Genomic DNA, 24,195 nt, shown 5'->3' on the forward strand with positions numbered 1-24,195 from the left:
CTTCGCGGACGCTATGCTCTCCGCGTGTCAACGCCGTCGGATCGTTCCGACCTGGAAGCGCAGATCTCGGCCGACGTGCGGGCGCTGACGGCCGAATCCGACCAGATCGGCCGGGCCTTCGCGGTCCAGAACGAACTGGGCGCCAATGACTTTCGGGCATTGCTGCACATTATGGTCGCCGAATCCGCGGGGACGCCGTTGACGGCGGGCGAGCTGCGCAAGCTGATGGGCACCTCAGGTGCGGCCATCACCTACCTGGTGGAGCGGATGATCGGCTCCGGACACCTGCGCCGCGACGCCGATCCCGCCGACCGGCGCAAGGTCATCCTGCGGAACGCCGACAAGGGCCTCGCCACCGGCCGGGAGTTCTTCAGCCCGCTGGCTCAGCTCAACACCCAGGCCCTGGCCGACCTGCCCGATGCAGATCTGGCGGCGGCACACCGGGTCTTCGTGGCGCTCACCGGAGCGATGCGGACGTTCCGTGCCGACACCGCCCCCGGTGAGCCGTGATCACACCGCGGCCGAGGCCTTGAGGGCGTCCACGTCGGCTCTGAGCGCGGCCAGCGCATCGACCACGGTGAGGTTCTGGCCGGCCGCGTCATGACCGAGCTGCGGCCAGCCTTTCAGGTTCGGGCCGCGGAGCTGGGTCTGAATGTCCTGCACGATGGCCAGGATCTGGTTGAGGGTCGCGGTGGTGGGGTCGGGCTGGGTCACGGTTCCTCCTTGCAGGAGTGAGATGAGTTGATCGAGGGTGCCCTGGAATGCGTTGCAGTCCACCGACAGATTCCCGATCCGGGCGGCGTCGGTGAACTGCAGGATCTGCGGTGCGGCGCCGCCGTACGGGAACCAGTAACGCTGATTGTCGTTGCCGGGATAGAGGTTTGACGCGTAGCCGGTGCCGTTGACGTAGTTCGACGCGATCAGCCCGGGCACCGTGGACAGATCGGGAGAGCCGATCTGTTGCCAGTACCAGTGCGGGATGTACGACAGCGAGATGGTCACCCCGATATCGTTGAAGGCTCTGACCACCGCCCAGAAGTTGTTGATGTCACCGGAATTCGCCTCGAAGTCGAGCATCGCGTACTCGCCGCCGTGATTGCTGAGCCAGGTCTGGGCCTGCGCGGCCGGGCTGTTGGTGGTGACGTAGTGATAGCCGATGTGCGGAAAGTGATTGTCCCGGCACCACTGTGCGATCACCGGCCAGTACGGGTCCCGGTAATAGCTGCCTTCGGACACCTTCTGCTCGATCCAGGAGAAGCCCTGGCCGGGCAGCGCGGAGACGAAGGCGATGGCGTCGCCGGCCGAACGAAAGTTGTTGTTCGACGTGTCCGGTCCGTACAGGGTCATGACGTCGGCCCCTGATCCACCGGTGTCCAGCTCGTCGTGCTCGCCAAAGCTTTTGTCTCGGTGCTGGATCCGTCGCTCAGCTGCACCGTCCATTGCAGCGAGCCGTTTGGATCATGGGTCGACGTGGCGATCGCGCCCGCTTGTTCGTATACCTCGCCCAGGGCTTCGGGTTTGCCCGCGGTGTTGATGGCGAATCCTCGCATTCTGCCGTGGAAGCATTGTCCCGCTTCGATTCTCGTTGTCGCTCAGTGTCGAAGGGCGCTTCCACGATAGCGCGATCTCCGCTGCCGGGTTCGGTCAGGCGTTCTCCAGCTCGGCGATCACGATCTTCTTCTGCCGCATCATCGTCTGGATCTGTGCGGGCCGGCCCAGCAGTTGATCCATGTTCGACGGGATGATCTGCCAGCTGATCCCGAAGCGGTCCTTGCACCACCCGCATTGCTCGGACTCGGGTACGTGCGAGAGCTTCGACCAGTAGCGGTCGATCTCGTCCTGGTCGGCGCATTCGACGACGAACGAGATGGACTCGTTGAAGGTGAACAGCGGTCCGCCGTCGAGGCAGACGAAATCGACGCCGTTCAAGCTGAATCGGCCGTTGAGCACTTTGCCCGCCATGCCGGCGAAGTGTTCGTCGAGGGCCGCGTCCGGGTATTCCTCCACCGAGATGATCCGCGAATTCGGAAACACCTCGACGTAGTAGTCCATGGCCTCGCGGGCCTGGTCGTTGAACCAGAGACACGGCTGGATGGCTGTCGGCATGTCGTTTCCTTCCAGTGGTTTTCGGTGGATCAGGACAGCAGTGCGTCGATCTGGCCGAGCGCGCCGGTCATGCCTTCGACCATGCCCATCGCGGTCACCTTCTCGAGCTGTTCGAGATCGGTGAACCGGGTGACGATCGTCATCCGGGTGCCGGTGTCTATCGCGTCGAACGACACCTCCAAGCGCATGGTGGGCATCTCGGGGTCGGGTTCGCCATCCGGCTGGGAGAAGCCGTCCTCGATGAGCAGCCGGTTCGGCGCGTCGACTTCGAGCGTGGTCCACCAGCCCGGCGCGATCTCGCCCTCGGGGCCGGTCATGTGGTACCGCGACTGACCGCTCGGCGTGAGGGCGTGCCGGGTGAAGGTGGCCGGCCAGGTCGGCGGGCCCCACCAGCGTTCCAGCTGGCGCGGGTCTTCCCACACCTGCCAGACCCGCGCCGGCGGCGCGGCGAACTCGGCCACGAAGGTCATGGTGAGGGTTTGCGGGTCGGCTGCGCTGCTGAGCACCGTCATCGGTGGTCCTTTCGTTTTGTGCTGCTTGATGTTTGGTGGGGCGGGTAACCGTCTTCGGCGAGGATTGCCTCGATGGTCGCGGCGCGGTCGTGCCAGAGTGCCGCGTAACGCTCCAGGAGCACACCCGCTCGGTGCAGGGTTTCGGGCACTGCACGGACGAGTTGTTCCCGGCCGTGGCGTTCTTTATGCACCAATGCCGCGGAGGCCAGTACGGCAACGTGTTTCTGCACCGCGGCGAAGCTCATGTCGTAGCCGCGCGCGAGTGCGCTCACCGACTGGTCGCTGCGCATCGTCCGGGCGACGATGTCGCGGCGCGTGGCGTCCGCCAATGCGTGGAAGATCTTGTCGATCTCCGCATCGGTGAACGAGTCCGGAAAAGTATCTACAACCATTTGGTTGTAGATTAGGCCGGCTGAATGGCGCCGTCAAGAGTGGGTCGAGTCGAGGGTGCGCAATCGCGTTGACCCTGAACTCAGGGCGTACTTGTGCGAGTAGGCGCCGCCCTAGGTGCAGGCTCAACCCGAATCGGCGGCCCGACGTCGTTGACCCTGAACTGCGGGCGCCAAAGTTCGCCGAGCGCGTGTTGGCCAGCAATCGTCGAGAAGGACGAAATGGTCGCTTTCCAGCCAGTTTTGCAGCCATTTCGGCCATCTCGGCGCTCGCGGCGCACCGGCGGCAGCGCTACTCCCGATTCAGCGCAGCCTCTTCGAGGTCCAGCCCGTGCAGCACGGACCGCAGCACTTCGTCGTCGATGTTTCCGGCGTCGCGTTCGGCGATGAACGTCGCGCGCTCGGCCGCCAGCATCTCCAACCGCAAGCGCCGCATGGCCGACGCCGGGCTTTCGCCGATGTCGTCGTCGCTGCGGCCCAGTCGCTCCCAGACCGCGTTGCGACGCCGGTCGTTCCAGCTCTGCAGTACCTCGCCGACGTGCTGTTGGGCACTGGAATCGCTACTGCGGGCCAGCAATTCATCGAGCCGGTCGGCGGCCGCCGCGGCTGCGCGACTCGACGCCGCGGCCTGTTCCAGAGCATCCTGATGAGCCTCGGCTTCGCTTTGGACGTCCAGCATCCGGATCAGCCACGGCAGCGTCAGACCGTGCAACAGCAGCGTGCCGATCACCACGACGAACGTCAGGAACACCAGCTGCGCGCGCCCCGGGAAGGGCTCGCCGCTCAGCGTCACCAGTGGCACGCCGAACGCCGCGGCCAGTGACACCACGCCGCGCATCCCCGCCCAGGCCACGATGAAAACCTGCGACGCCGTCGGTCTGGGTTCCCGTTCCCGGATGCCGCGGAACAGGGCGCGCGGCGTGTAGGCCATGACGTATACCCAGACGATGCGGACGCCGATCACCGTGGCCAGCACCGCGGCCGACGCCGTGGCCAGGGTGACGGCGCGGATACCGGTCAGCTCGTCGACGACGGTCGGCAGCTGCAGGCCGATCATCAGGAACGCGAAGGACTCCAGCACCAGCTGGATCGACTTCCAGACCGCGTCGTCCTGCAGCCGGGTGGCGTAGGACGCCCGCGTGGCGCGCTGTCCGAGCAGCAGCGCGGCGACCACCACCGCGATCACTCCGGAGCCGTGCACCTCCTCGGCCACCCAGTAGATGAAATACGGCGCGACGAGCCCGATGGCGCTCTCCACCAGTGGGTCGTCGAGCCAGGTCCGGATGAACTCGATCAGCCAGCCGATCAGTCCGCCGATCACGACACCGCCCACCGCGGCCAGCGCGAAGGTGCCCAGCGCGCCCTGCCACGTCGCCGCTGCGCCGATGGCAGCGGCCAGCGCGACCTTGTACGCGGTGAGTGCCGTCGCGTCGTTGAGCAGGCTCTCGCCGCCGAGCAGCGTCATGATCTGGCGCGGCAGTCCCAGCCGGCGGCCGATGGCCGCGGCAGACACCGCGTCGGGCGGCGCGACGATCGCGCCCAGGGTGAGGGCTGCGGCGACCGTCAGCTCCGGAACGGTGTGGAAAGCGACGAACCCGACCACCAAGGTGGTGGCCAGTGGCAGCCCGACCGCCAGCAGCCCGATGGCGCGGACGTTCTTGCGCAGGGCCAGGTAGCTGCTCTCCAGGCCGGCCGACCACAGTAGCGGCGGCAGCACCACGAACATGACCAATTGCGGCTGCATCTCGATCGCCGGCACGCCGGGAATCAGCCCGACGGCGAGTCCGGCGACGACGAGTCCCAACGGTGCCGAGACGTCGTATCGGCGGGCCAGCGCGGCCAACAACACCGAGGCCACCAGCACTGCCAGCAGTGGGGCACCCATGTCCTCAAACCTCCTCGGTCAGCCAGCCCTATCCTTGTTCAACATGCTGGGGAAATGGATGCAGTCACGGGCAACCCGTCCGCGCGAAGAAAATTCCCCGACCACCTGCGCGCACCTCGCCGACGCGGTCGGTCAAGCTGAACCGGAGCCGCTGACGCCTGGACGCTGTGGTGACTGTGCGGCACTTGGGGAGGATACGTGGGCACACCTGCGGATGTGTCTGACCTGCGGACAGGTCGGCTGTTGCGATTCCAGTCCGCACCAACACGCCAATGAGCATTACCGCCGCACCGGTCATCCGGTGATGCGGTCGGTCGAGCCGGGGGAGAGCTGGCGATGGTGCTACGTCGACATCAGATTGGGTTGATCGGGCGGGCGGAGCGACGGGGGATGTCGGTGCGGCGAGCGGAGCGACGGGGAGATTGGCTGATGAGTTGGTAGACCGGACAACGGTTCTGGTACTCGGCACCGGTGAGTTGAGCAGTGAGCTGGTGCTGTCCTTTCAGCGGCTGGGGACGCGGGCGACCGCGGTGGCCGCGCCCGCCGGGGCGGCGGCACTGCGGGCCTTGATCGACAGGCACACGCCGCAGGTGGTGGTGGTCCAGTCCGCGGTGGCGGACCTGGCGGCCGACGTCGTGGCGGGGTTGGCCGGGCTCGACGAGGTCGCCGTGTTCCCGACGCCGAGTGCTCTGCGGCTCGCGTCCGATCGCGAGGCGCTGCGCACGTTGGCGGCCAACGAGCTGGGGCTGCCGACGGCGCCGTTCTGGTTCGCCGGATCGGTCGACGAGCTCACCGCGGTGGCCGAGCACGCGGGGCTGCCGCTGACGGTGTCGCCGGCGGCGAACACCGAAGGTGCGGGCCGCTCGGTGCTGTCCCGCCCCGAAGACGTCGACGTCGCCTGGCACCGTGCGGTGGCGGCGGGCAGTGACCGGGTGATGGCCGAGACGGCCGTCGACGTGGCCGCCGAGTTCACCATGCTGACGGTGCGGACCCAGGGCCCGGCCGGCCCGGTCGTGCAGTTCTGCGAGCCCATCGGTCACCGCCGCGACAACGGCGGTCCGCTGGAGCTGTGGCAGCCGCAGCTGCTGTCGGAGTCGGCGCTGGACGCGGCCCGCTCGATCGCGGCCCGGATCGCGGGCAAGCTCGGTGGCACGGGGCTGTTCGCCGTCGACCTGCTGCTCGGCACCGACGCGGAATCGGGGGCCGAGGAGGTGTACTTCGCGACGGTCCATCCGATGCTCACCGGCGCCGGGTTCGTGACGACGCGGTCGCAGCGGCTGTCGCAGTTCGATCTGCACGCGCGGGCGGTCCTCGGCCTGCCGGTCGACACCATCATGATCTCGCCGGCGGCCGGTGAGGTCAGTCGCCCGTCGTCGGACAAGGCGGCGGTCGCGCGCGCACTGCCCGACGCGCTGGCTGTCGCCGAGAGCGACGTACGCCTCTCCGGCGAGGTGTGCGTGGCCTTGGCGACGGCGCCGGACGTGGTGCGGGCGCGTGACCGTGCGCATCAGGTGGCCGCTGTGCTCAACCAAGCAGCGGCGATCGACCAGACAGGGAAGTGACATGACCGAATCGGAATCGCACCCGCGCCAGACCTTGGGGCCGTTCCTGGCCGCGCTGGCGCTCATTGTGGTCCTCGTGGTGATAATCGCGGTGCTGAACGCGATCGGGGTGTTCGGCCGGAATGATCCGACGCCGGAGCAGCTGGTGCGCACCGCGGTCGTCGGCCAGAACGACGGGCTGCAGCGCAAGGACTATGCGCGCTTCCAGACGTACACCTGCAAGGCGCAGGCCGGCACCGAGGCGGATGTGCTTGCCCAGCAACAGGATTCGGCGGCCAAGAACGGGCAGCGCTACGTCGACGAAGTGACGGACATCAAGTTCGACGGCCAGAAGGCCACCGCGGTGTTGATGTACCACTTCGACAAGACGCCGGACCAGAAGCCCACGGCACCCGTGGTGCTGGTGAACGAGGACGGCGCATGGAAGGTGTGCTCGCCGGTCCCGAGCTAGTTTGTGACAGACTCGCATCCGTGAGCTACGCGGGAGATATCACGCCGCAGCAGGCCTGGGACCTGCTCAGTGACAACCCCGAGGCGGTGCTTGTCGACTGCCGGACCGACGCCGAATGGCGTTGGGTGGGCGTGCCTGACATCTCCAGCCTCGGTCGTGACGTTGTGTACATCGAGTGGGTGTCCGGCGACGGCAGGCGCAACGACGGATTCGTCGACGACCTGCTGGCCGCCGGCGTGACACCCGGCGAGCGGCCGGTGGTGTTCCTCTGTCGCTCGGGTAACCGTTCCATCGGTGCCGCCGAGGCCGCGACCGCGGCGGGGATCGGCCCGTCGTACAACGTGCTCGACGGCTTCGAGGGCAACCTCGACGGACAGCGGCATCGCGGTGGCAGCGGTTGGCGCGCCATCGGACTGCCGTGGGTTCAGTCGTGAGGGGCCTCAACGCCGACGGTGTGCCCTCGGTCCGGGTCCCGGCGCCGCTGCCGGACGGCGTCAGCCAGGCGACCATCGGCGTGCGCGGCGGCCTCCTGCGGTCCGAGTTCGAGGAGACCGCCGAGGCGATGTACCTGACCTCGGGGTACGTCTACGAGTCGGCGGCTGCCGCGGAGCAGGCGTTCACCGGCGAGATCGACCGCTACGTCTACTCGCGCTACGGCAACCCGACCATCCAGATGTTCGAGGAACGGCTGCGGCTGATCGAAGGCGCGCCCGCTGCTTTTGCGACGGCGACCGGCATGGCCGCGGTGTTCACCGCACTCGGTGCGCTGCTCGCCTCCGGTGACCGGTTGGTTGCGGCGCGCAGCCTGTTCGGGTCGTGCTTCGTGGTCTGTAACGAGATCCTGCCGCGCTGGGGTGTGGAGACCGTCTTCGTCGACGGTGACGACCTGTCCCAGTGGGAGGAAGCACTGTCGGTGCCGACGACCGCGGTGTTCTTCGAGACGCCGTCCAACCCGATGCAGTCTCTGGTGGACATCGCCGCGGTCTCCGAACTGGCGCACGCGGCCGGCGCGAAAGTGGTGCTGGACAACGTCTTCGCGACGCCGCTGCTGCAGCAGGGCATGCAGCTCGGTGCCGACATCGTCGTGTACTCGGGCACCAAGCACATCGACGGCCAGGGTCGGGTGCTCGGCGGCGCCATCTTGGGCGACAAGGAGTACATCAACGGACCGGTGCAGCAGCTGATGCGGCACACGGGTCCGGCGATGAGCGCGTTCAACGCCTGGACGATGCTGAAAGGTCTTGAGACGCTGTCCATTCGGGTCGATTACTCGAACCGTTCCGCGCAGCGGGTGGCCGAGTTCCTGGAAGGTGTGCGCGGCGTGAACTGGGTGAAATACCCGTTCCTGCAGTCACATCCGCAGCACGACCTGGCCAAGCGGCAGATGAGCGGCGGCGGCACCGTCGTCACGTTCGAACTCGATGGCGGCAAGGACCGGGCGTTCGAGGTGCTCGACAAGCTGCAGGTCATCGACATCTCGAACAACCTCGGTGACTCCAAGACGCTGATCACCCACCCGGCCACCACCACGCACCGTGCGATGGGGCCGGAGGGTCGGGCCGCGATCGGTCTGGGCGACGGTGTGGTGCGGATTTCCGTCGGGCTCGAGGGCACCGAGGATCTGATCGCCGACCTGGACCAGGCGCTGAGCTAGGGGGATTCGGATGTCCAAGCAGTCCGCAACCAAGAAGGCCCGTCGGAAGAAGCGGCAGACCACGCGGAACGCCAACTGGCTGCCTGACGAGGTGCATGCCGAAGTCGAGGCCGTCGGGCGGATCGCGGGCGAAATCCTGCCGCGCGGTTGGGTATTCGATTCCGACTACTCCAACGACGAATACCTGATCTGGTACTACCCGCCGTCGGGCTTCGAATCCACCGAGGACGATCCGCGCGAGTTGGTGACCAGGATCTGGGTAGCCGATCCGGACCAGCCACAGCTGATTCTCGTCGGCACCGAAGAGGATGGCGCGATCTACAGCTTCACCGTCGAGCAGCTGATGGCGAACCTGGACGTCATCGAGGCCTACCGCGTCGGGGATCCCACGCCGCAGTTCTGATTCGTCAGGTGACGGGTGAAACCTGGTAGTGCGCGATCTGCCAGCCCGCATCGCCTTGCGTGACAAGGACACTCAGGTTGAGGCACCACTTCAGTTGCTTCAGTGCCCGGCACTTTGACCACCATCCACATGCAGAATCTCGCCGGTGACGAACTTGGCGTGCTCCAGATATAGCACGCCGTCGACGACGTCGGAGATGTCGCCCAGGTGACCGACCGGGTGCAGCGCCGACAGGAAGTCGTGGGTCTCCGGCGCATGCATCGGGGTTCTGATGGTGCCCAAAGCGACTGCGTTGGCGCGGATTCCGCGGGTTGCGTACTCGACGGCCAGTGCTTTCGTCGCGGCGTTGAGGCCGCCCTTGGTCAGGGACGCCAGGGCCGACGGCACCTGTGAGTTGGCCTGGTCCACAAGGCTGGTGGAAATGGTGACGACGTGGCCGCCGTCGCCCTGGGCCGCCATCGTCCGGATGGCGGCGCGGGTCAGTTCGAAGAATCCGCGTGAATTCACCCCGGTGATGGCCTCGTAGTCCTCGTCGGTGTACTCGGTGAACGGCTTGGCGATGAAGATGCCCGCGTTGTTGACCACGGTGTCCACGCGGCCGAACTGCTCGACCGCCGCGTCGACGAGCTGCTGTCCGACCCCGGGCCGGGCGATGTCACCCGCGACCGCGTGCACCATGGGGTCGTCGCTCGGCGCGATGGTGCGGGAGTTGGCGACGACGGCGTAGCCGAGCTTGCGGTAGCCCGCCACCAGGCCCGCTCCGATGCCCTGGGATGCGCCGGTGACGATCGCGACGCGGGGCGTTGTGCTCATGGGGTGGTTCCTTTCGGTTGATGTTGCTGCCCTCCACAACCGCGGCCGGGGCCGGGCCGATGCCTGCGTCACGGGACGCATTGGCTCTTTACTGGTAGGTGCTGCCTACTACGCTGTGGCCATGGAACTGCGGCAACTTCGGTACTTCGTCGCCGTTGCCGATGAGCTGAATTTCGGTCGTGCTGCCGAGCGGTTGCGGATCGCCGGGCCGTCGCTGTCCCAGCAGATCAAGGCGCTCGAACGCGACCTCAAGGTGGAACTGTTCGATCGCGATCGCCGCTCGGTGAGTCTCACTGCCGCGGGCGCCTCGCTGTTGCCCCACGCCCGGTCCCTGGTGGCCCAGGCGGATGAATTCCGGAGGCGGGCAATCGGTTTGTCGAACTCGGAGCCCATTCGCATCGGCTACGTCAACTGGTGTCCGACCGATCTCGCGGAACGAGCGGCGGGTGTCGCGCAGTTGCGCGTCGACACCTGGGTGATGCCGTCGCACACGCAGGCGACCCGGGTGGCGGACGGTGTCCTCGACCTGGCCATCTGCTGGGTGCAGAACGCCGACCTGGAAGCGTTGTCGCTGGAGGCGCGACTGATGGGGGTGGACCGGCTGTTCGCGTTGTGCGTCGGCACGGACGAGTCGCCGGTGGCGGCGAAAGACACTCTGGTGCTGGTGGATTCGGACACGGCGAGTTGGGAGTCGTGGAACCGCTACGGCGAGCAGTTCGCCGCGGATACCGGCGCGCGGGTGATGCGTACCGACGACGGTGGCGTCACGGGTCCGACGTTCTTCGAGCACGTCCGGCAGCTGGGCCGGCCAGTGCTCAACAACCCCCGGGGTCAGACGGATGCGCTGCCGCGAGACCTGGTGCGCCGTCCGGTGATTCAACCGACGCCGCTGTGGACCTGGTCACTGGTGTGGCGGCGGGGAGAAGACAACCCTGCCGTGCACGCTGTCGTCGACGCGCTCACGCGTGACGTCGCCGCCCTGGGCATCGATGCCGCGGCGTGGCTGCCGGCCACAGATCCACATCAGCAGCGCGGCCAGGGCGGCCAGTAGCACGACGGCCGCACCGGCGAGCAGAGCCTGCTGAAATCCGTTGTGCAGCAGGGGTGCCACGGCGACCGGTCCGACGATCTGGCCCACCGAGTAGCCCGTCGTCAGCAGCGCGACGGCACCCGGGAACTGCAGCGCACGGCCCGCGGCCAGAGCCAAGGTGCTGATGCCGATGAAGGTCCCGCCGAACAGGACCGCCCCGACGAGCGCAGCGGCGCTGTTACCTGTTCCCGCCCAGGCGATTCCGGCGGCCTGCAGCAACAACGCGGCGACGAGCAGCGCCGCGTACGAGAAGCGGCCGGTGAACCGCGCCCAGAGCGCTGCTGACGGTGCCGCGGCCAGGCCGACCAGCAGCCACACCGCGCTGCCAAGCCCGCCCGGTGACTGCTGTGTGACGGCGGCGACCAGGAACGTGCCCGCGATGATGTAGCCCAGGCCTTCGAGGGTGTAGCTGGCCATCAGCAGGGCCAATGGACCGCGGGCGCCCGCTTGGCGTTCGGTGGCTGCTGTCGCCGTCTCGCCGGAGGTACCGGGGTGCATGTGCCAGGCGCAAGCACTGAGCAGTGCGGCCAATGCGGTCGCCCCCCACCACGCGCCCTGCCAGTCTCTGGTGGCGGGCAGGGCAGCGGACAGGGCGATACCGATGCCGACGCCGCTGAATGCCCAGCCGGCGTGGTGGGCCGGATGTCCGTGGTCCAGGAGTGTGTTGACGGCGATCACGAACACCAGCGCGCTGGCGATCCCCGCGACCAGGCGCAGGACGCTCCATTCGATGACGTTGGTACTCAATGGCATTGCCGCCAGCGTCGCGACCAGGGCCACGAGTGACGCCCGGCAGGCGGCCACGGAACGGGCGAGTCGGGGGGAGGCGGCGGCGCCCACCGCGCCGATCAGGTAGCCGACGTAGTTGGCGGTGGCCAGCTGTCCCGCGGCCTGCGCCGTGAGGTCGGCGTGGGCCGTCATCAACGGCAGGATCGGCGTATAGGCGAACCGGCCGATGCCCATCGCCGCGGCCAGCGCCGCCGCGGCGCGGGCGATCGAGAGCCAGGCTGAGCTGCGCATGCCCCGATGGTGCGTGCCGAGGCCGCCCCGGGCCACGACCTATCTCCTTGCAGCTGAAAGGAATTACCTCGCAGCGAGGCGCACTCAGTCCTTCTCGATGACGCCCAACGCGGCCTGCGCGCGGTCGGTGTAGCTCTGTCGTTTGGCGGCGTCGAACGACATGAACACGGTGTCGAGTCCGAGCTTCTTGTTCATCCAGCGCCGACCCCGCGGTCCGAGCAGCTGCGCGCTCTGGGCGGTGAACCGGAGCGCCGCGGGCACCGAGACGTGGGTCTTGGGCTTGTTCAGCGTCTTGACGATCGCGTCGGCGATGGCTTCCGGTTCGACGGGCTTGATGGCCATGGTTTCCGATGTGCCCGAGATCAATTCGGTGCGGGTGAAGGGTGGCATGACCACCGACACCTCGACTCCATGTGGCGCGACTTCGTCGGCCAGGGCGGTGGTCAACCCGACCACTCCGAACTTCGTGGCGTTGTAGACGACCTGCCCGGGCAGCGGGATCAGCCCGGACAGGGATGCGATGTTGATGATGTGGCCGCGACGGCGGGCGACCATCTCGGGCAGGGCCAGCTGACAGCCGGTGAGGACCCCGTACAGGTTGACCTCCATCGCCGAGCGGATGGACTTCTCAGACTCGTCCAGGAACGGGCCGATGGGCATGACGCCGGCGTTGTTGATCAGCACGTCGAGGTGACCGGCGCCGTCGCTGCGGGCCTTGTCCAGGAACACCTCGAAAGACTCGCGGTCGGTGACGTCCAGCGGGTACCCGGTCGCCTGGCCGAGTTTGACCAGGTCGGAGACCGCCGATTCGAGCACCGCGACGTCCCGGTCACCGATGACGACGCGCGCGCCGCGGGCGAGAAGGGCCTTGGCGGTGGCGAAGCCGATGCCCCGCGCGGCTCCGGTGATCGCGATGGTCTTGCCGCTGATGTTGTCCATGGCCGCAAACTTTACACGTGTCAAGTTTTGAAATGAAGCCCCTATTTGGCTGCTTCGGCGGGCTACTGTCAGGGCATGACGCGCACCCTGCGGACTCAGGTTTGTGTAGCCGGTGGTGGACCTGCGGGTCTGGTGCACGCACTGCTGTTGGCCCGGGCGGGGATCGACGTCGTCGTGTTGGAGAAGCACAACGACTTTCTGCGGGACTTTCGCGGCGACACCGTCCACCCCACCACGTTGCGCATCATGCACGAGCTGGGGTTCGTCGACGAGTTCCTGAAATTGCCCCACACCAAGATCAACCGGATCTGCATGGACGCCGATGGCACCCTGCGGACCTTCGGCAGCTTCGGCGCCCTGCGGCTGCTGCGCTTCCCCGAGCCCTACATCGCGCTCATGCCGCAGTGGGACTTCCTGGACTTCCTCGCGGAAAAAGCGTCCGCCTATCCGGAATTCACCCTGATCCGCAACGCCGAGGTGACCGACCTCATCAGCGAGGACGGTCGGGTCGTCGGAGTGCGCACACCCGAGCTGGAGGTCCACGCTGACCTGGTGGTGGCCGCCGACGGCCGCAAGTCCGCGGTGCGCGAGGCGTCCGGGCTCGAGATGGCGAGCGCCCACAGCCCCATGGATGTGCTGTGGTTCCGGCTGGGCTGGCGCCCCGGCGATCCGCAGGAACTGTTCGGGATCATCCGCAAAGGCCTGTTGATGGCGATGATCTATCGCGGCGACTACTGGCAGGTCGCGTACCTCATGCCGAAGGGCACCAACCCGCAGAGCGGATCACTCGACGACTTCAAGGCCCGACTCGTGTCGGTACGGCCGCAGCTTCGCGAGCATGTCCAGGATCTGACGTCCTGGGATGACACCAGCCACCTCGACGTGCGCGTGGACCGGCTCAAGACCTGGTGGCGGCCCGGGCTGCTGTGCATCGGCGACGCCGCCCACGCGATGTCGCCGGCCGGCGGCGTCGGCATCAACTTGGCGGTGGCCGACGCCGTAGCCGCCGCCAACATCCTGTGCGGCCCTCTGCGCAACGGCCTGCTCGCCGACGCCGACCTGGCCAAGGTGCAGCGCCGCCGGGAGTTGCCGACCCGCATCATCCAGGCCGGCCAGGTACTGGCCCAGAACCGCGTGATCGAGCCCAATCTGGCCGGTGACCTATCGCCGATCGCGGTGCCGTCGTTCGTGGGAAAGGGTCCGCTGCAATACCTCCCGCCGCTGCTCGTCGGCCGCGGTTTCCGTCCCGAGCATGTCCGCACACCAGACGTGCACGCCCGGTGACGGACTCGCCCCCGCCGGTCGGGGAGGACTTTCCGGCAGCGTTCGTCAAGGACATTGCGGAATCTGGGCTGTCCGAACCGTCCGCTGGCTAAGCTTGCGTGTGCTCTCGGGCTGGACCGTGGCGTGGCTGCTGATCGCAGTGGCAGTGGTGATATTCGGGACGGGCCTTCTGGTGCGGGGCTACGTCACCCTGTTGCCGGCTGAGCATCCGATCGTCCGGGCGGCCCGCGCGGTGCGGTGCTCCGGTCCGGGGCTGTTGATTTACGGCCCACTCGATCGTGATGCGCAGGGCAACAACATCTTTGACGAAGAAGAGCTACACCACATGGTCATGATGCCCACCGCTACTGTGAGCGGGGGCGTGCTCGTGGCCGGTGTCTTCCTGTTGCTCATCATGTTGCTCCTGCACTGACCTCGGAGCTCCCGCAGCGTCGAGCCCTGGTGATGGCATCGGCGGTCTGTGCCTGACCGGCTGCTGAATCACAGTCGTTCGGACCGTCCGGTCGATACGCTTGATTGTGCTTACCGATTGGACCGTCGGGTGTCTGCTGCTGTCCGGCCTGTTCGTGTTATTTCTGGAACTGGTCAAGCACGGCGGGTGACGCCGACGGGCGTCAGCGCCGCTGCAAGGCGAGCTCGGTGGCCTCCCGGACCGGCCCACGCCACGCCGGGCCATGGCCGGGCAGCAGTACCTGGGTGTCCAGCAGGCCGAGCGCCGACAGGCTGCGTTGGCACGCCGCCTGGTCGTGATTGAAGATCTGCGGCAGCAGCTGGGGGCCGCCCTTGGTGATCAGCGGGTGACCGGTGACCACGGCGTCGCCGGCCACCAGCACGTCGCCGAACACGTAGGAGCAGTGCCCGCCGGTGTGCCCCGGGCTGGGGATCACCTGTGGGCTGCCCGGCAGCGTCGCCGCGACGTCCTCGGTGAGTGCCTGCGCGGTCGGGATGCCCTCGCGAACCAGCCCGCCCTTGCCGACGATGTGCATCGACCAAGCCAGGTACCGCGGGTTCCAGGCCCGCGCCAGCAGGTCTGCCGGTGAAACCTGTTCCAGATACTCGCGTTTGGCATGGCCGACTTCGGCGCCGTGGCAGAACACCGGCGTGCCATGGGTTTTGGCGAACCAGATGGCTGCGCCGAGGTGGTCGACGTGAGCATGGGTGAGCAGAATCGCCCGCACGTCGCCGGCCTCGAAGCCAAGGTCACGCAGCGAGCGGAGCACATCGTCGCGTTGGCCGGGGAAACCCGCGTCGATCAGGATCACCCCGCTGTCGTCGCTGACCAGGGTCCAGTTCACCAGGTCGGTCTGGGCGAAGTGCACATTTTCGGTGATCGCGCTTAGGACTACCGCCATGTCGACGAGTGTAGGCAAGGGGGTAGAAAAGACTCATGGCTGAACTCAGACTGGGCTACAAGGCGTCGGCGGAGCAGTTTGCGCCGCGTGAATTGGTGGAGCTGGCAGTGGCTGCCGAGGCGGCAGGCATGGACAGCGCCACCGTCAGTGATCACTTCCAGCCGTGGCGCCATACCGGCGGCCACGCGCCGTTCTCCCTGGCCTGGATGACCGCCGTCGGCGAGCGTACCGAGCGGCTGCTCCTGGGCACCTCGGTGCTCACCCCGACGTTCCGCTACAACCCGGCCGTCATCGCGCAGGCCTTCGCCACCATGGGCTGCCTGTACCCGGACCGGATCTTCCTGGGCATCGGCACCGGTGAGGCGCTCAACGAGATCGCCACCGGCTACGAGGGCGAATGGCCCGAGTTCAAGGAGCGCTACGCCCGGCTGCGCGAATCGGTACGCCTGATGCGTGAGCTGTGGAACGGCGACCGGGTCGACTTCGACGGCGAGTACTACAAGACCAAGGGCGCCTCGATCTACGACGTGCCCGAGGGTGGCATCCCGATCTACATCGCCGCGGGCGGGCCCCAGGTGGCCAAGTACGCGGGCCGCGCGGGCGACGGGTTCATCTGCACCTCCGGCAAGGGCGAAGAGCTCTACAAGGACAAGCTGATCCCCGCCATGCGCGAGGGCGCCGAGGCCGCGGGCAAGAACCCGGACGACGTCGACCGGATGATCGAGATCAAGATCTCGTACGACCCGGATCCCGCACTGGCTCTGGAGAACACCCGGTTCTGGGCACCGCTGTCGCTGACCGCGGAGCAGAAGCACTCCATCGAAGACCCGATCGAGATGGAAGCGGCCGCCGACGCGCTGCCCATCGAACAGGTCGCCAAGCGGTGGATCGTGGCCTCCGACCCGGACGAAGCCGTCGAGAAGGTCAAGCAATACGTCGACTGGGGCCTGAACCACCTGGTCTTCCACGACCCCCGGCAGGATCAGCGCCGGTTCCTGGAATTGTTCAAGACCGACCTGGAGCCTCGCCTGCGCAAGCTGGCCTGACGGCCGGTCCGGCTCGGTAGGCTGTCGCAGTGCCTGACGCCACCGCGATCTACATCGCCTCGCCTGAAGGCGACACCGGTAAGTCGACCATTGCGCTAGGGCTGTTGCACCGGCTGGCGGCCACGGTCGCCAATGTCGGCGTGTTCCGTCCGATCGTGCGGGCCGGCACCGGCCGCGACTACATCCTCGAGTTGTTGCTCGCGCACAGCACGGCCGGCCTGGACTACGACGACTGCGCCGGGGTCACCTATCAGCAGTTGCACGACGACCCCGACGCCGCGATCGCGGACATCGTCGACCGGTACCACCGCGTGGCCGACAAATGCGGCGCGGTGGTCATCGTCGGCAGCGACTACACCGACGTCGCCTCGCCCAGCGAGCTGTCGATGAACGCCCGCATCGCGGTGAATCTCGGTGCGCCCGTGTTGCTCTCGGTGCGGGCCGCCGATCGCACGCCCGGCGAGGTGGCCCATGTCGTGGAGCTGTGCCTGGCCGAACTGACCGCCCAGCACGCCCACACCGCGGCAGTGGTCGCCAACCGGTGCGACCCGGACGAACTGGCCGACGTCGCCGCCGCACTGCAGCGGTTCGCGCCGAAAAGCTATGTGCTGCCGGAGGAGCCGCTGCTGGCCGCGCCGACGGTGGCGGAGCTGCGGGACGCGGTGCAGGGCGAACTGATCAGCGGTGACGAAGAGCTGCTGACCCGCGAGGTCATGGGGATGATGGTCGCCGGCATGACCGCCGAGCACTGCCTGGAGCGGCTGCGCGAATCAATGGCGGTCATCACGCCGGGCGACCGGTCGGACGTGGTACTGGCCATCGCCAGTGCCCATGCGGCGGAAGGTTTTCCGTCGATCTCGTGCCTCATCCTCAACGGCGGCCTGCCATTGCATCCGGCGATCGCGAAACTGGTTGCGGGCCTTGGCCTGCGGTTGCCCATCGTGGCCACCGAGCTGGGTACCTACGACACCGCCCGCGCCGCGTCGACGGCGAAGGGCAGGGTGACGGCCACGTCGCTGCGCAAGATCGACACCGCGCTGGCCTTGATGGACGAGCATGTCGACGTCGCGGATCTGCTTGCCCAGCTGGCGGTTCCGATCCCGTCGGTCGTCACGCCGCAGATGTTCACGCACCAATTGCAGGACCGGGCCCGGGCCGATCGCCGGCGCATCGTGTTGCCCGAAGGCGATGATGACCGGATCCTGCGGGCGGCGAGCCGGCTGCTCGCCCGTTCGGTCGCCGACCTGACGATCCTCGGCGACGAGTCGACGGTGCGGGCGCGGGCCGCCGAGCTGGGCCTGGACCTGTCGGCCGCTGTGGTGCTCAATCCCCGCACCAGTGAGCTGTGCGACCAGTTCGCGGCGCAGTACGCCGAACTGCGCAAGAAGAAGGGCGTCACCCTCGAGCAGGCCCGCGAAATCATCCACGATGTCTCGTATTTCGGCACCATGCTGGTACACAACAACATGGTCGACGGCATGGTGTCCGGTGCCGCGCACACCACGGCGCACACCGTGCGCCCGGCGTTCGAGATCATCCGCACCGCGCCGGACATCTCCACGGTGTCGAGCATCTTCCTGATGTGCCTGGCGGACCGGGTGCTGGCCTACGGCGACTGTGCGATCGTGCCGGACCCGACGTCCGAGCAGCTCGCCGACATCGCGATCAGCTCGGCGCAGACCGCCGCGCAGTTCGGGATCGTGCCGCGGGTGGCCATGCTGTCCTACTCGACCGGCGATTCGGGCACCGGTGCCGACGTCGACAAGGTCAGGGCGGCAACGGAATTGGTCCGCAAGCGCGCGCCGGAGCTGTTGGTCGAAGGGCCGATCCAATACGACGCCGCGGTAGAGCCGTCGGTGGCCGCGAGCAAGATGCCGGATTCGCCGGTGGCCGGCCGCGCGACGGTGCTGATCTTCCCGGACCTGAACACCGGCAACAACACCTACAAGGCGGTGCAGCGCAGCGCCGGTGCCATCGCGATCGGACCGGTGTTGCAAGGTCTGAACAAACCGGTGAACGATCTGTCGCGCGGTGCGTTGGTGGAGGACATCGTCAACACCGTCGCGATCACGGCCATCCAGGCGCAGGGGGAGAAATGAGTCGGCCGGTCCTGGTGCTCAATTCCGGTTCGTCCTCGGTGAAATACCGTTTGGTCCAGCCGGATACGGGCGAGTCCCTGGTTGACGGCATCGTCGAGCGCGTCGTCGACTACCGCGCCGCGCTGCAGCAGGTGTTCGACGCCGTCGGCTCGGTGGGCGTCGCTCCCGACGACGTGATGGCCGTCGGGCACCGCGTGGTGCACGGCGGGCGGCAGTTCTACCGGCCCACGCTGATCGACGACGCGCTGGTCGCCAAGCTCGACGAGCTGGCCCCGCTGGCCCCTTTGCACAATCCGCCCGCGGTGCTGGGTATCACCGAGGCCCGCGCGCTCTTGCCCGATGCGCCCCACATCGCGGTGTTCGACACGGCGTTCTTCCACGATCTGCCGGCGGCCGCAGCCGAGTACGCGATCGACCGGGATGTCGCTGAGCAGTGGCACATTCGGCGATACGGCTTCCACGGCACGTCGCACCAGTACGTCAGCGAACAGGCCGCGCAGTTCCTCGGCCTGCCCCTCGAATCGGTGAATCAGATTGTCCTGCATCTGGGTAACGGCGCGTCGGCCTCGGCGATCGCCGGCGGCCGGCCGATCGACACCTCGATGGGGATGACGCCGATGGAGGGCCTGGTGATGGGTACCCGCTCCGGCGACGTCGACCCCGGTATCATCATGTACCTGTCGCGCACCGCCGGGATGTCGGTCGAGGACATCGACGTCATGCTGAACCGCCGCTCCGGTGTATCGGGATTGGGCGGCGCCACCGATTTCCGCGCGCTGCACAAGAGGATGGATGCCGGAGATGCGGCAGCCCAGCTGGCCTACGACGTGTACATCCACCGGCTGCGCAAGTACATCGGCGGGTACCTCGCACTGCTGGGTGGCGCCGACGTCATCACCTTCACTGCCGGGGTGGGGGAGAACGACGCCGCCGTCCGCCGCGATGCGCTCGCCGGGTTGTTGGCGCTCGGGATCGAGCTCGACGAGGAGCGCAACCTGTCCCCGAATCGCGGGCCCCGGCGGATCTCGACGGACACCTCACCGGTGAGCGTGCTGGTCATTCCCACCAACGAAGAGCTGGCCATCGCGCGGGCCTGCGTCGACCTCTGCAAGGTTGTCTGAAGGAACCTGCCAGGGTTGAGGCGTAGCTTGCGCCTCGTGCCCTTGTTGACCGGGACGTTCGACCCTGTAGCTGTGGTGCTGATGCTGCTCGCCATCGGTGCCATGGTCTGGGCCCATCGACGGGTCCCGGTGGCGAGCGCGCAGCGGTGGTCCTTCGGTGTCGCCATCGCGGTGTGGGCATTGTCGACGTTCAGCGTCATCGCGGTCTACGCGCCGTCGCTGTTCTGGCTGCGTGCGCTGCAACTCCTGCTGCTGTTGTACGTGGTGCCGTTCTTCTTGGCGCTCAGTCGTCCGGTCGCGACGGTGCGCGCGGCGCTCGGTCCGGTGGCTGCGGAGCATGTTGACGCGGTGCTGAATTCCGTTGTCGCACGGGTACTCCTGTCGCCTCCGGTGACGTCGGTGCTGATGCTGGCGACGCCGTGGCTGCTGTACCTGACGCCGTGGTACGTCGCATCGATGACCGGACCGCTCGCGTCACTGACGCGACTTGTGCTGCTGGGTATCGGTTTTGGCTATTTCTACGCGAGGTTGCAGGTCGACCCGGTGCCGCGACGGTACCCGCCGCTGCTGTCCATCGGGATCAGCGTGGCCGAGGGCCTCGGCGACGGCATCCTCGGGCTGGTGCTGTGGCTGGGCCCGGTGATCGCCTATGACTACTACGCGGGTCTGCGCCGCGACTTCGGGCCGAGCATCCGCCAGGACCAGACTTACGGTGCCGGCATCCTGTGGATTCTGGGTGACGTCGTCGGTGTGCCATTCATCCTCTTGCTCATGCGCGCCTTGGGTTCTGACGAACAGCGCAAGGCCGCTGAGGTGGATGCGGAGCTCGACGCAGCCGCCGCCGCCCCGTCTGTACCGGCTGCCGCACCCGGCGTTGAGACGGCCGACGATGCACCGGCGAGCGGCCTCTGGTGGCAGAACGATCCGCAATTGCGTGACCGCTACCGCTGAGCCGGCTCGCTGCGTTGACCGTGCGTCCACGCAGACTGCTACTCGAACTCTTCCTGCGTCAGCGCAATCTCAACTGCCGCAGATAGTTTGCTAGTCAAGTGCCCAACGCTCGGACCGCGGAAGTCGGCCGTTAACCCCGCATGTTTGATCCGGAGGCGTCAACTTTCCTTGACAGTCAAGGAAAGTTGACGGCTCCAGGTCGAATGTGTCGAAGGAGAGGCGACACGCCAGGCGCGACACGCCGCCGCGCATCGCACCGAGCTAGAACGTACTGATCGGCCGCACGTTGTTGGCCAGGTCGACGAGCGCGTAGCGGTGTGCCTTGGTCGGCGCCACGCGGGCCAGCCCGCGCAAGGATGCCTCGACGCCGAGGCGCAGGCCGTACTCGGTGAACGGGAAGCCCAGGATGTGGTTGGTGCTGGCGGTGTTGTCGGCCAGCCAGTCCAGGGCCGTGCCGAGCACCAGTGTCCGGATCTGCAGCACCCGCGGCTCGGATTCCGGCAGCGCCTCGACTCGGCGTGCGGCGTCACGGATTTGGCGTTCGGTGATGTCGGCGGTGGTGGGTGCCGACAGCAGGGTGACGGCGCTGGTCAGTCGTGCGGTGGTGAAATGCCTTGAAGTAGCGGGCACTTCGTCCAAGGTGTGGACGGCGGCTTCCCGGTCTCCGGCCATCGCCTGCACGCGGGCGCGGCCGAATCCGGCCGAGATGACGCCGTTGTCGGTGTTCCACACCGTCTGGTAGAAGGCCCGCTCTGCGGCCGATCCGGACAGTTCGGCAGTGGCCGCCAACGCCACCTTGGGGGCCAACTCGCCCGGCAGGGTGTTGAGGACTTCGGTGAAATCCTTTGTCGCAGCGTCATAGTTGCCCGCCAGCAGCTCGCCGACCGCGCGGAACCACACCAGCCGCCAGTGCCAGCCGACCCGGTCGGCCAGGTTCTCGAGTTTCCGGTTCGCTTTGGCCACGTCGCCCAGGTCGAGGAGGGCGCGCACTTCCATCAGCGGAAGCTCGACCGACTGCGACAGATCCACGCCTTCCGAATCGAGCGACCCCTCCCGGGCGGCGCGCAACGAATCCAGCGTCTGCACCGGCTGACTCAACACGGTGGCCGACAGCACCGTCGCACCGACGTCGGCTGGGTCGACCAGCGGCACCTGTAGCGCCCGGACAATCTCTGGGGCAGTGATCTTTTCGGTGTGCTGCTGCCCGTCGATGTACACGTCGGTGTGGGCCACCAGCATGTTGACGCCGAATGTCGACCGCGACGGGCTGAACACCGAGGACAGGCCGGGCCGCGGCGACCTCGTGTCCTGGGCGACGACCTCGCGCAGCACCCCCAGCAGCTGCCCGGACATCTCCTCGGCGCTGCCGAACCGCCGGCGCGGGTCCGGATCGATGGCACGGCGCAGCAGCCGGCCGAACGAATCGTATTGGGCCAGAATCGGATCGTCCTCGGGCAGCCCGTCGACGTAACGGCCTCTGTCGGTCTTCAGGTCCAGGGTGAGCGCGGCCAGGGTGCGGCCGACGGTGTAGATGTCGGTGACGATCGTCGGCCCGGTCCGGACGATCTCCGGTGCCTGATAACCCGGTGTGCCGTACAGGAATCCGAACGAGTTGATCCGCGACACCGCGCCGAGGTCGATGAGCTTGAGCTGTTCCTCGGTGAACATGATGTTCTCGGGCTTGAGGTCGTTGTAGACCAACCCGATCGAATGCAGGTAACCCAGCGCCGGCAGGATCTCCAGCATGTAGGCGATCGCCTGTGCCACCGGCAGTTTGGCGCCCTTCACCTGTTTCAGCGAGGTGCCGCCGACGTACTCCATCACGATGTAGCCCACGGGGTCGCCGTGTTTGTCGGCGTGCTCGACGAAGTTGAAGATCTTCACGATCGCGGGATGCGTGACCTCGGCCAGGAACTGCCGCTCGGCCATGGCGATCGCCTGTGCCTCCGCGTCCCCGGAATGCACCAGGCCTTTGAGCACCACCGGCCGGTTGTTGACGTTGGTGTCCAGCGCCAGGTAGATCCAGCCCAGCCCACCGTGGGCGATGCAACCCTTCACCTCGTACTGATCGGCCACCATGGTGCCCGGACTCAGTTGTGGCAGAAACGAATACGCGTTGCCGCAATGCGGGCACGAACCTTCCGACTGGCCGGGCTTGCCGTCTTCGGAGCGGCCGACCGGCTTGCCGCAGGACCAACAGAAGCGTTTGGCCTCGGCCACCACGGGGTTGGTCATCAACGCCGCGAGCGGATCCTGATCCACCATTCGCGGCACTTCGACCAGACCGCCACCGAGTCGCCGGACGGGCGAAACCCGGGTGGTGGCGGTGACGACGCTGGTGGGCGCCGAATCACGTTCGGGCGGAACCGGCACCGGGATGCTCATCGAGTCGTCGAACAGCGGGCGGAACACCGCCTGCGTGCCCATCGGCCGCATGGTGGCCAGCGAATCCCACGTCACCTCAACGGCCTGCGTGCCGGGGTCGGTGTCGGGACCCGCATCCACGGGACCTGCACCCACGGGACTTGCGTCCACGGGGCCAGTCGTCGCTTCGCTTTCGGGCATCAGTCGCTGTACCTCGGTACGGGCGGGTTCGGCGTCGAGCCCAGCACGGTCAACCACTTGCGGTACAACGTGTTCCACGTGCCATCGCGGCGAATCCGCTCCAGCGTCCCATTCACGAACCGGACCAACCCGGTGTTGTTCAGATTGATCCCGATGCCATAGGGCTCCTCGGCCATGTTGGGGCCGACGATGTGCAGGTACGGGTCCTGGGCCACGAGGCCGGCCAGGATGGCGTCATCGGTGGACACGGCGTCGGCCTGCCGCTGTTGCAATGCCACCAGGCAGTCGGCCCAGGTGATGGCCTCCACGAGGACCGGCGGCGGGGTGATGCGCTGCAGCCGTGCCTTCGAGGTGGTGGCCTTCACGACGCACACCCGCTTGCCCGACAGATCCGATGGCCGGCGAATGTCGGAGCCCCGGGTGGTGAGGATCCGTTGTTTCGCGGAGAAGTACTCGGCGGAGAAGTTGACCAGTTTGCGTCGTTCGCAGGTGATGCTCATGGTCTTCACCACGATGTCGACCTGGTTGTGCTGCAGCGCCGAGATCCGGTCGTTGTCCGACAGAATCCGGTATTCGACCTGTGATGGGGTGCCGAAGATGTCGCGCGCCACCTCACCGGCGATATCGACGTCGAAGCCCGTGATCTGCCCCGTGATCGGGTCGCGGAACGTAAAGAGGTTGCTGCCGATGTCGAGCCCGACGATCAGCCGGCCGCGGTCCTTGATGTTGGTGACGGCCGCCGCCGCGGCCTCGGGCGTCGGGAACGGCCGCAGGCTCGCGGTGCAGTCGGACTTGTCCTCCGGGCCCAGGTCCGGAACCGCGGTCTGCACCTCCATGCCGGCGGGTGTCGGCGGTGCGATGGTGATGCTCTGGGGCGCAACCGGCGGTGCGGCCTCGCCGCAACCGGCGGCCACCAGCACCGCGACCATCGCCGGGACCAAACGCGCACGCAT

24 protein-coding genes and 1 pseudogene are annotated in these 24,195 nt (G+C 67.3%); 14 read left to right on the forward strand and 11 right to left on the reverse strand.

The window, feature by feature from the left end:
• Nucleotides 1–24 precede the first annotated feature (24 nt).
• Nucleotides 25–510: a MarR family winged helix-turn-helix transcriptional regulator gene (locus ACNO8X_RS07050; RefSeq protein WP_418004723.1), complete on the forward strand. Its 486-nt coding sequence runs from the start codon at nucleotides 25–27 to the stop codon at nucleotides 508–510.
• Here ACNO8X_RS07050 and ACNO8X_RS07055 read toward each other — a convergent pair whose 3' ends face one another.
• The 5 genes from ACNO8X_RS07055 to ACNO8X_RS07075 all read right to left on the reverse strand — a co-directional run bounded on the left by ACNO8X_RS07055 (nucleotide 511) and on the right by ACNO8X_RS07075 (nucleotide 4,892).
• A complete protein-coding gene (locus tag ACNO8X_RS07055; protein WP_418004724.1) occupies nucleotides 511–1,440 on the reverse strand; it encodes a GH25 family lysozyme in 930 nt (309 codons plus the stop codon). It abuts the gene before it with no gap.
• Between the two features lie 204 nt (nucleotides 1,441–1,644).
• Entirely contained in the window at nucleotides 1,645–2,106 is a 462-nt protein-coding gene (locus ACNO8X_RS07060; protein WP_418004725.1) for a VOC family protein, read from the reverse strand.
• Nucleotides 2,107–2,135: 29 nt separating this feature from the next.
• Nucleotides 2,136–2,618: an SRPBCC family protein gene (locus ACNO8X_RS07065; RefSeq protein WP_418004726.1), complete on the reverse strand. Its 483-nt coding sequence runs from the start codon at nucleotides 2,616–2,618 to the stop codon at nucleotides 2,136–2,138.
• Complete coding sequence (locus tag ACNO8X_RS07070) at nucleotides 2,615–3,010, reverse strand: ArsR/SmtB family transcription factor (RefSeq protein WP_418004727.1); 396 nt, start codon at nucleotides 3,008–3,010, stop codon at nucleotides 2,615–2,617. Before ACNO8X_RS07070 ends, ACNO8X_RS07065 begins: the two co-directional genes overlap by 4 nt.
• Before the next feature lie 289 nt (nucleotides 3,011–3,299).
• A complete protein-coding gene (locus ACNO8X_RS07075; RefSeq protein ID WP_418004728.1) occupies nucleotides 3,300–4,892 on the reverse strand; it encodes a Na+/H+ antiporter in 1,593 nt (530 codons plus the stop codon).
• A gap of 58 nt (nucleotides 4,893–4,950) precedes the next feature.
• Here ACNO8X_RS07075 and ACNO8X_RS07080 point away from each other — a divergent pair, with 58 nt between their 5' ends.
• From ACNO8X_RS07080 to ACNO8X_RS07105, 6 genes are read left to right on the forward strand one after another with little or no spacing between them, the layout of a single operon-like run.
• Nucleotides 4,951–5,259, forward strand: coding sequence for a UBP-type zinc finger domain-containing protein (locus tag ACNO8X_RS07080; RefSeq protein ID WP_133761138.1), 309 nt, complete (start codon nucleotides 4,951–4,953; stop codon nucleotides 5,257–5,259).
• Nucleotides 5,260–5,314: 55 nt separating this feature from the next.
• Nucleotides 5,315–6,454 (forward strand): ATP-grasp domain-containing protein, encoded by a 1,140-nt coding sequence (locus ACNO8X_RS07085; RefSeq protein WP_418004729.1) that lies wholly within the window; start codon nucleotides 5,315–5,317, stop codon nucleotides 6,452–6,454.
• Between the two features lies 1 nt (nucleotide 6,455).
• Nucleotides 6,456–6,905: a lumazine-binding protein gene (locus tag ACNO8X_RS07090; RefSeq protein WP_418004730.1), complete on the forward strand. Its 450-nt coding sequence runs from the start codon at nucleotides 6,456–6,458 to the stop codon at nucleotides 6,903–6,905.
• 20 nt (nucleotides 6,906–6,925) lie between these two features.
• Nucleotides 6,926–7,339 carry a rhodanese-like domain-containing protein gene (locus ACNO8X_RS07095; RefSeq protein ID WP_043398286.1) on the forward strand — a complete coding sequence of 138 codons (414 nt, stop codon included), beginning with the start codon at nucleotides 6,926–6,928 and terminating at the stop codon, nucleotides 7,337–7,339.
• Nucleotides 7,340–7,359: 20 nt separating this feature from the next.
• The gene (locus tag ACNO8X_RS07100) at nucleotides 7,360–8,559 is read left to right on the forward strand and encodes an O-succinylhomoserine sulfhydrylase (RefSeq protein ID WP_418005805.1); all 1,200 of its coding nucleotides are present in this window, start codon (nucleotides 7,360–7,362) and stop codon (nucleotides 8,557–8,559) included.
• A 10-nt stretch (nucleotides 8,560–8,569) separates the two neighbouring features.
• On the forward strand, nucleotides 8,570–8,962 hold the full coding sequence (locus tag ACNO8X_RS07105; protein ID WP_418004731.1) for a hypothetical protein: 393 nt from the start codon (nucleotides 8,570–8,572) through the stop codon (nucleotides 8,960–8,962).
• Nucleotides 8,963–9,061: 99 nt separating this feature from the next.
• Here ACNO8X_RS07105 and ACNO8X_RS07110 read toward each other — a convergent pair whose 3' ends face one another.
• The gene (locus ACNO8X_RS07110; protein WP_418004732.1) at nucleotides 9,062–9,775 is read right to left on the reverse strand and encodes an SDR family NAD(P)-dependent oxidoreductase; all 714 of its coding nucleotides are present in this window, start codon (nucleotides 9,773–9,775) and stop codon (nucleotides 9,062–9,064) included.
• A 121-nt stretch (nucleotides 9,776–9,896) separates the two neighbouring features.
• Between ACNO8X_RS07110 and ACNO8X_RS07115 the strand changes: the two genes are divergently transcribed.
• Nucleotides 9,897–10,826 (forward strand): LysR family transcriptional regulator, encoded by a 930-nt coding sequence (locus ACNO8X_RS07115; protein ID WP_418004733.1) that lies wholly within the window; start codon nucleotides 9,897–9,899, stop codon nucleotides 10,824–10,826.
• 39 nt (nucleotides 10,827–10,865) lie between these two features.
• Here the strand turns inward: ACNO8X_RS07115 and ACNO8X_RS07120 are convergent.
• Nucleotides 10,866–11,885, reverse strand: a pseudogene (locus ACNO8X_RS07120) (YbfB/YjiJ family MFS transporter); the annotation flags it as partial.
• Between the two features lie 84 nt (nucleotides 11,886–11,969).
• The gene (locus tag ACNO8X_RS07125; RefSeq protein ID WP_418004734.1) at nucleotides 11,970–12,824 is read right to left on the reverse strand and encodes an SDR family oxidoreductase; all 855 of its coding nucleotides are present in this window, start codon (nucleotides 12,822–12,824) and stop codon (nucleotides 11,970–11,972) included.
• Nucleotides 12,825–12,899: 75 nt separating this feature from the next.
• Between ACNO8X_RS07125 and ACNO8X_RS07130 the strand changes: the two genes are divergently transcribed.
• Nucleotides 12,900–14,108, forward strand: a complete 1,209-nt coding sequence (locus tag ACNO8X_RS07130) for an FAD-dependent oxidoreductase (RefSeq protein ID WP_418004735.1) — start codon at nucleotides 12,900–12,902, stop codon at nucleotides 14,106–14,108.
• Nucleotides 14,109–14,226: 118 nt separating this feature from the next.
• Complete coding sequence (locus ACNO8X_RS07135) at nucleotides 14,227–14,520, forward strand: hypothetical protein (RefSeq protein WP_418004736.1); 294 nt, start codon at nucleotides 14,227–14,229, stop codon at nucleotides 14,518–14,520.
• A 202-nt stretch (nucleotides 14,521–14,722) separates the two neighbouring features.
• On the opposite strand, the gene ACNO8X_RS07140 is transcribed toward ACNO8X_RS07135, so the two are convergent.
• Complete coding sequence (locus tag ACNO8X_RS07140) at nucleotides 14,723–15,460, reverse strand: MBL fold metallo-hydrolase (protein WP_418004737.1); 738 nt, start codon at nucleotides 15,458–15,460, stop codon at nucleotides 14,723–14,725.
• A gap of 35 nt (nucleotides 15,461–15,495) precedes the next feature.
• On the opposite strand from ACNO8X_RS07140, the gene fgd reads away from it, so the two are divergent.
• The 4 genes from fgd to ACNO8X_RS07160 all read left to right on the forward strand — a co-directional run bounded on the left by fgd (nucleotide 15,496) and on the right by ACNO8X_RS07160 (nucleotide 20,677).
• The gene (gene fgd, locus ACNO8X_RS07145; protein ID WP_418004738.1) at nucleotides 15,496–16,506 is read left to right on the forward strand and encodes a glucose-6-phosphate dehydrogenase (coenzyme-F420); all 1,011 of its coding nucleotides are present in this window, start codon (nucleotides 15,496–15,498) and stop codon (nucleotides 16,504–16,506) included.
• A gap of 29 nt (nucleotides 16,507–16,535) precedes the next feature.
• A complete protein-coding gene (gene pta / locus ACNO8X_RS07150; RefSeq protein WP_418004739.1) occupies nucleotides 16,536–18,605 on the forward strand; it encodes a phosphate acetyltransferase in 2,070 nt (689 codons plus the stop codon).
• Nucleotides 18,602–19,726, forward strand: a complete 1,125-nt coding sequence (locus tag ACNO8X_RS07155; RefSeq protein WP_418004740.1) for an acetate kinase — start codon at nucleotides 18,602–18,604, stop codon at nucleotides 19,724–19,726. Before pta ends, ACNO8X_RS07155 begins: the two co-directional genes overlap by 4 nt.
• 81 nt (nucleotides 19,727–19,807) lie before the next feature.
• Nucleotides 19,808–20,677, forward strand: coding sequence for a cytochrome c oxidase assembly protein (locus tag ACNO8X_RS07160; protein ID WP_418005806.1), 870 nt, complete (start codon nucleotides 19,808–19,810; stop codon nucleotides 20,675–20,677).
• Between the two features lie 261 nt (nucleotides 20,678–20,938).
• On the opposite strand, the gene ACNO8X_RS07165 is transcribed toward ACNO8X_RS07160, so the two are convergent.
• A complete protein-coding gene (locus tag ACNO8X_RS07165) occupies nucleotides 20,939–23,242 on the reverse strand; it encodes a serine/threonine-protein kinase PknG (RefSeq protein ID WP_418005807.1) in 2,304 nt (767 codons plus the stop codon).
• A complete protein-coding gene (locus tag ACNO8X_RS07170) occupies nucleotides 23,242–24,195 on the reverse strand; it encodes a glutamate ABC transporter substrate-binding protein (RefSeq protein ID WP_418004741.1) in 954 nt (317 codons plus the stop codon). The genes ACNO8X_RS07165 and ACNO8X_RS07170 overlap by 1 nt, the downstream gene beginning before the upstream one ends.

It is taken from the genome of Mycobacterium sp. PDNC021 (assembly GCF_048282635.1).
Taxonomy (GTDB): Bacteria; Actinomycetota; Actinomycetes; order Mycobacteriales; family Mycobacteriaceae; genus Mycobacterium; species Mycobacterium llatzerense.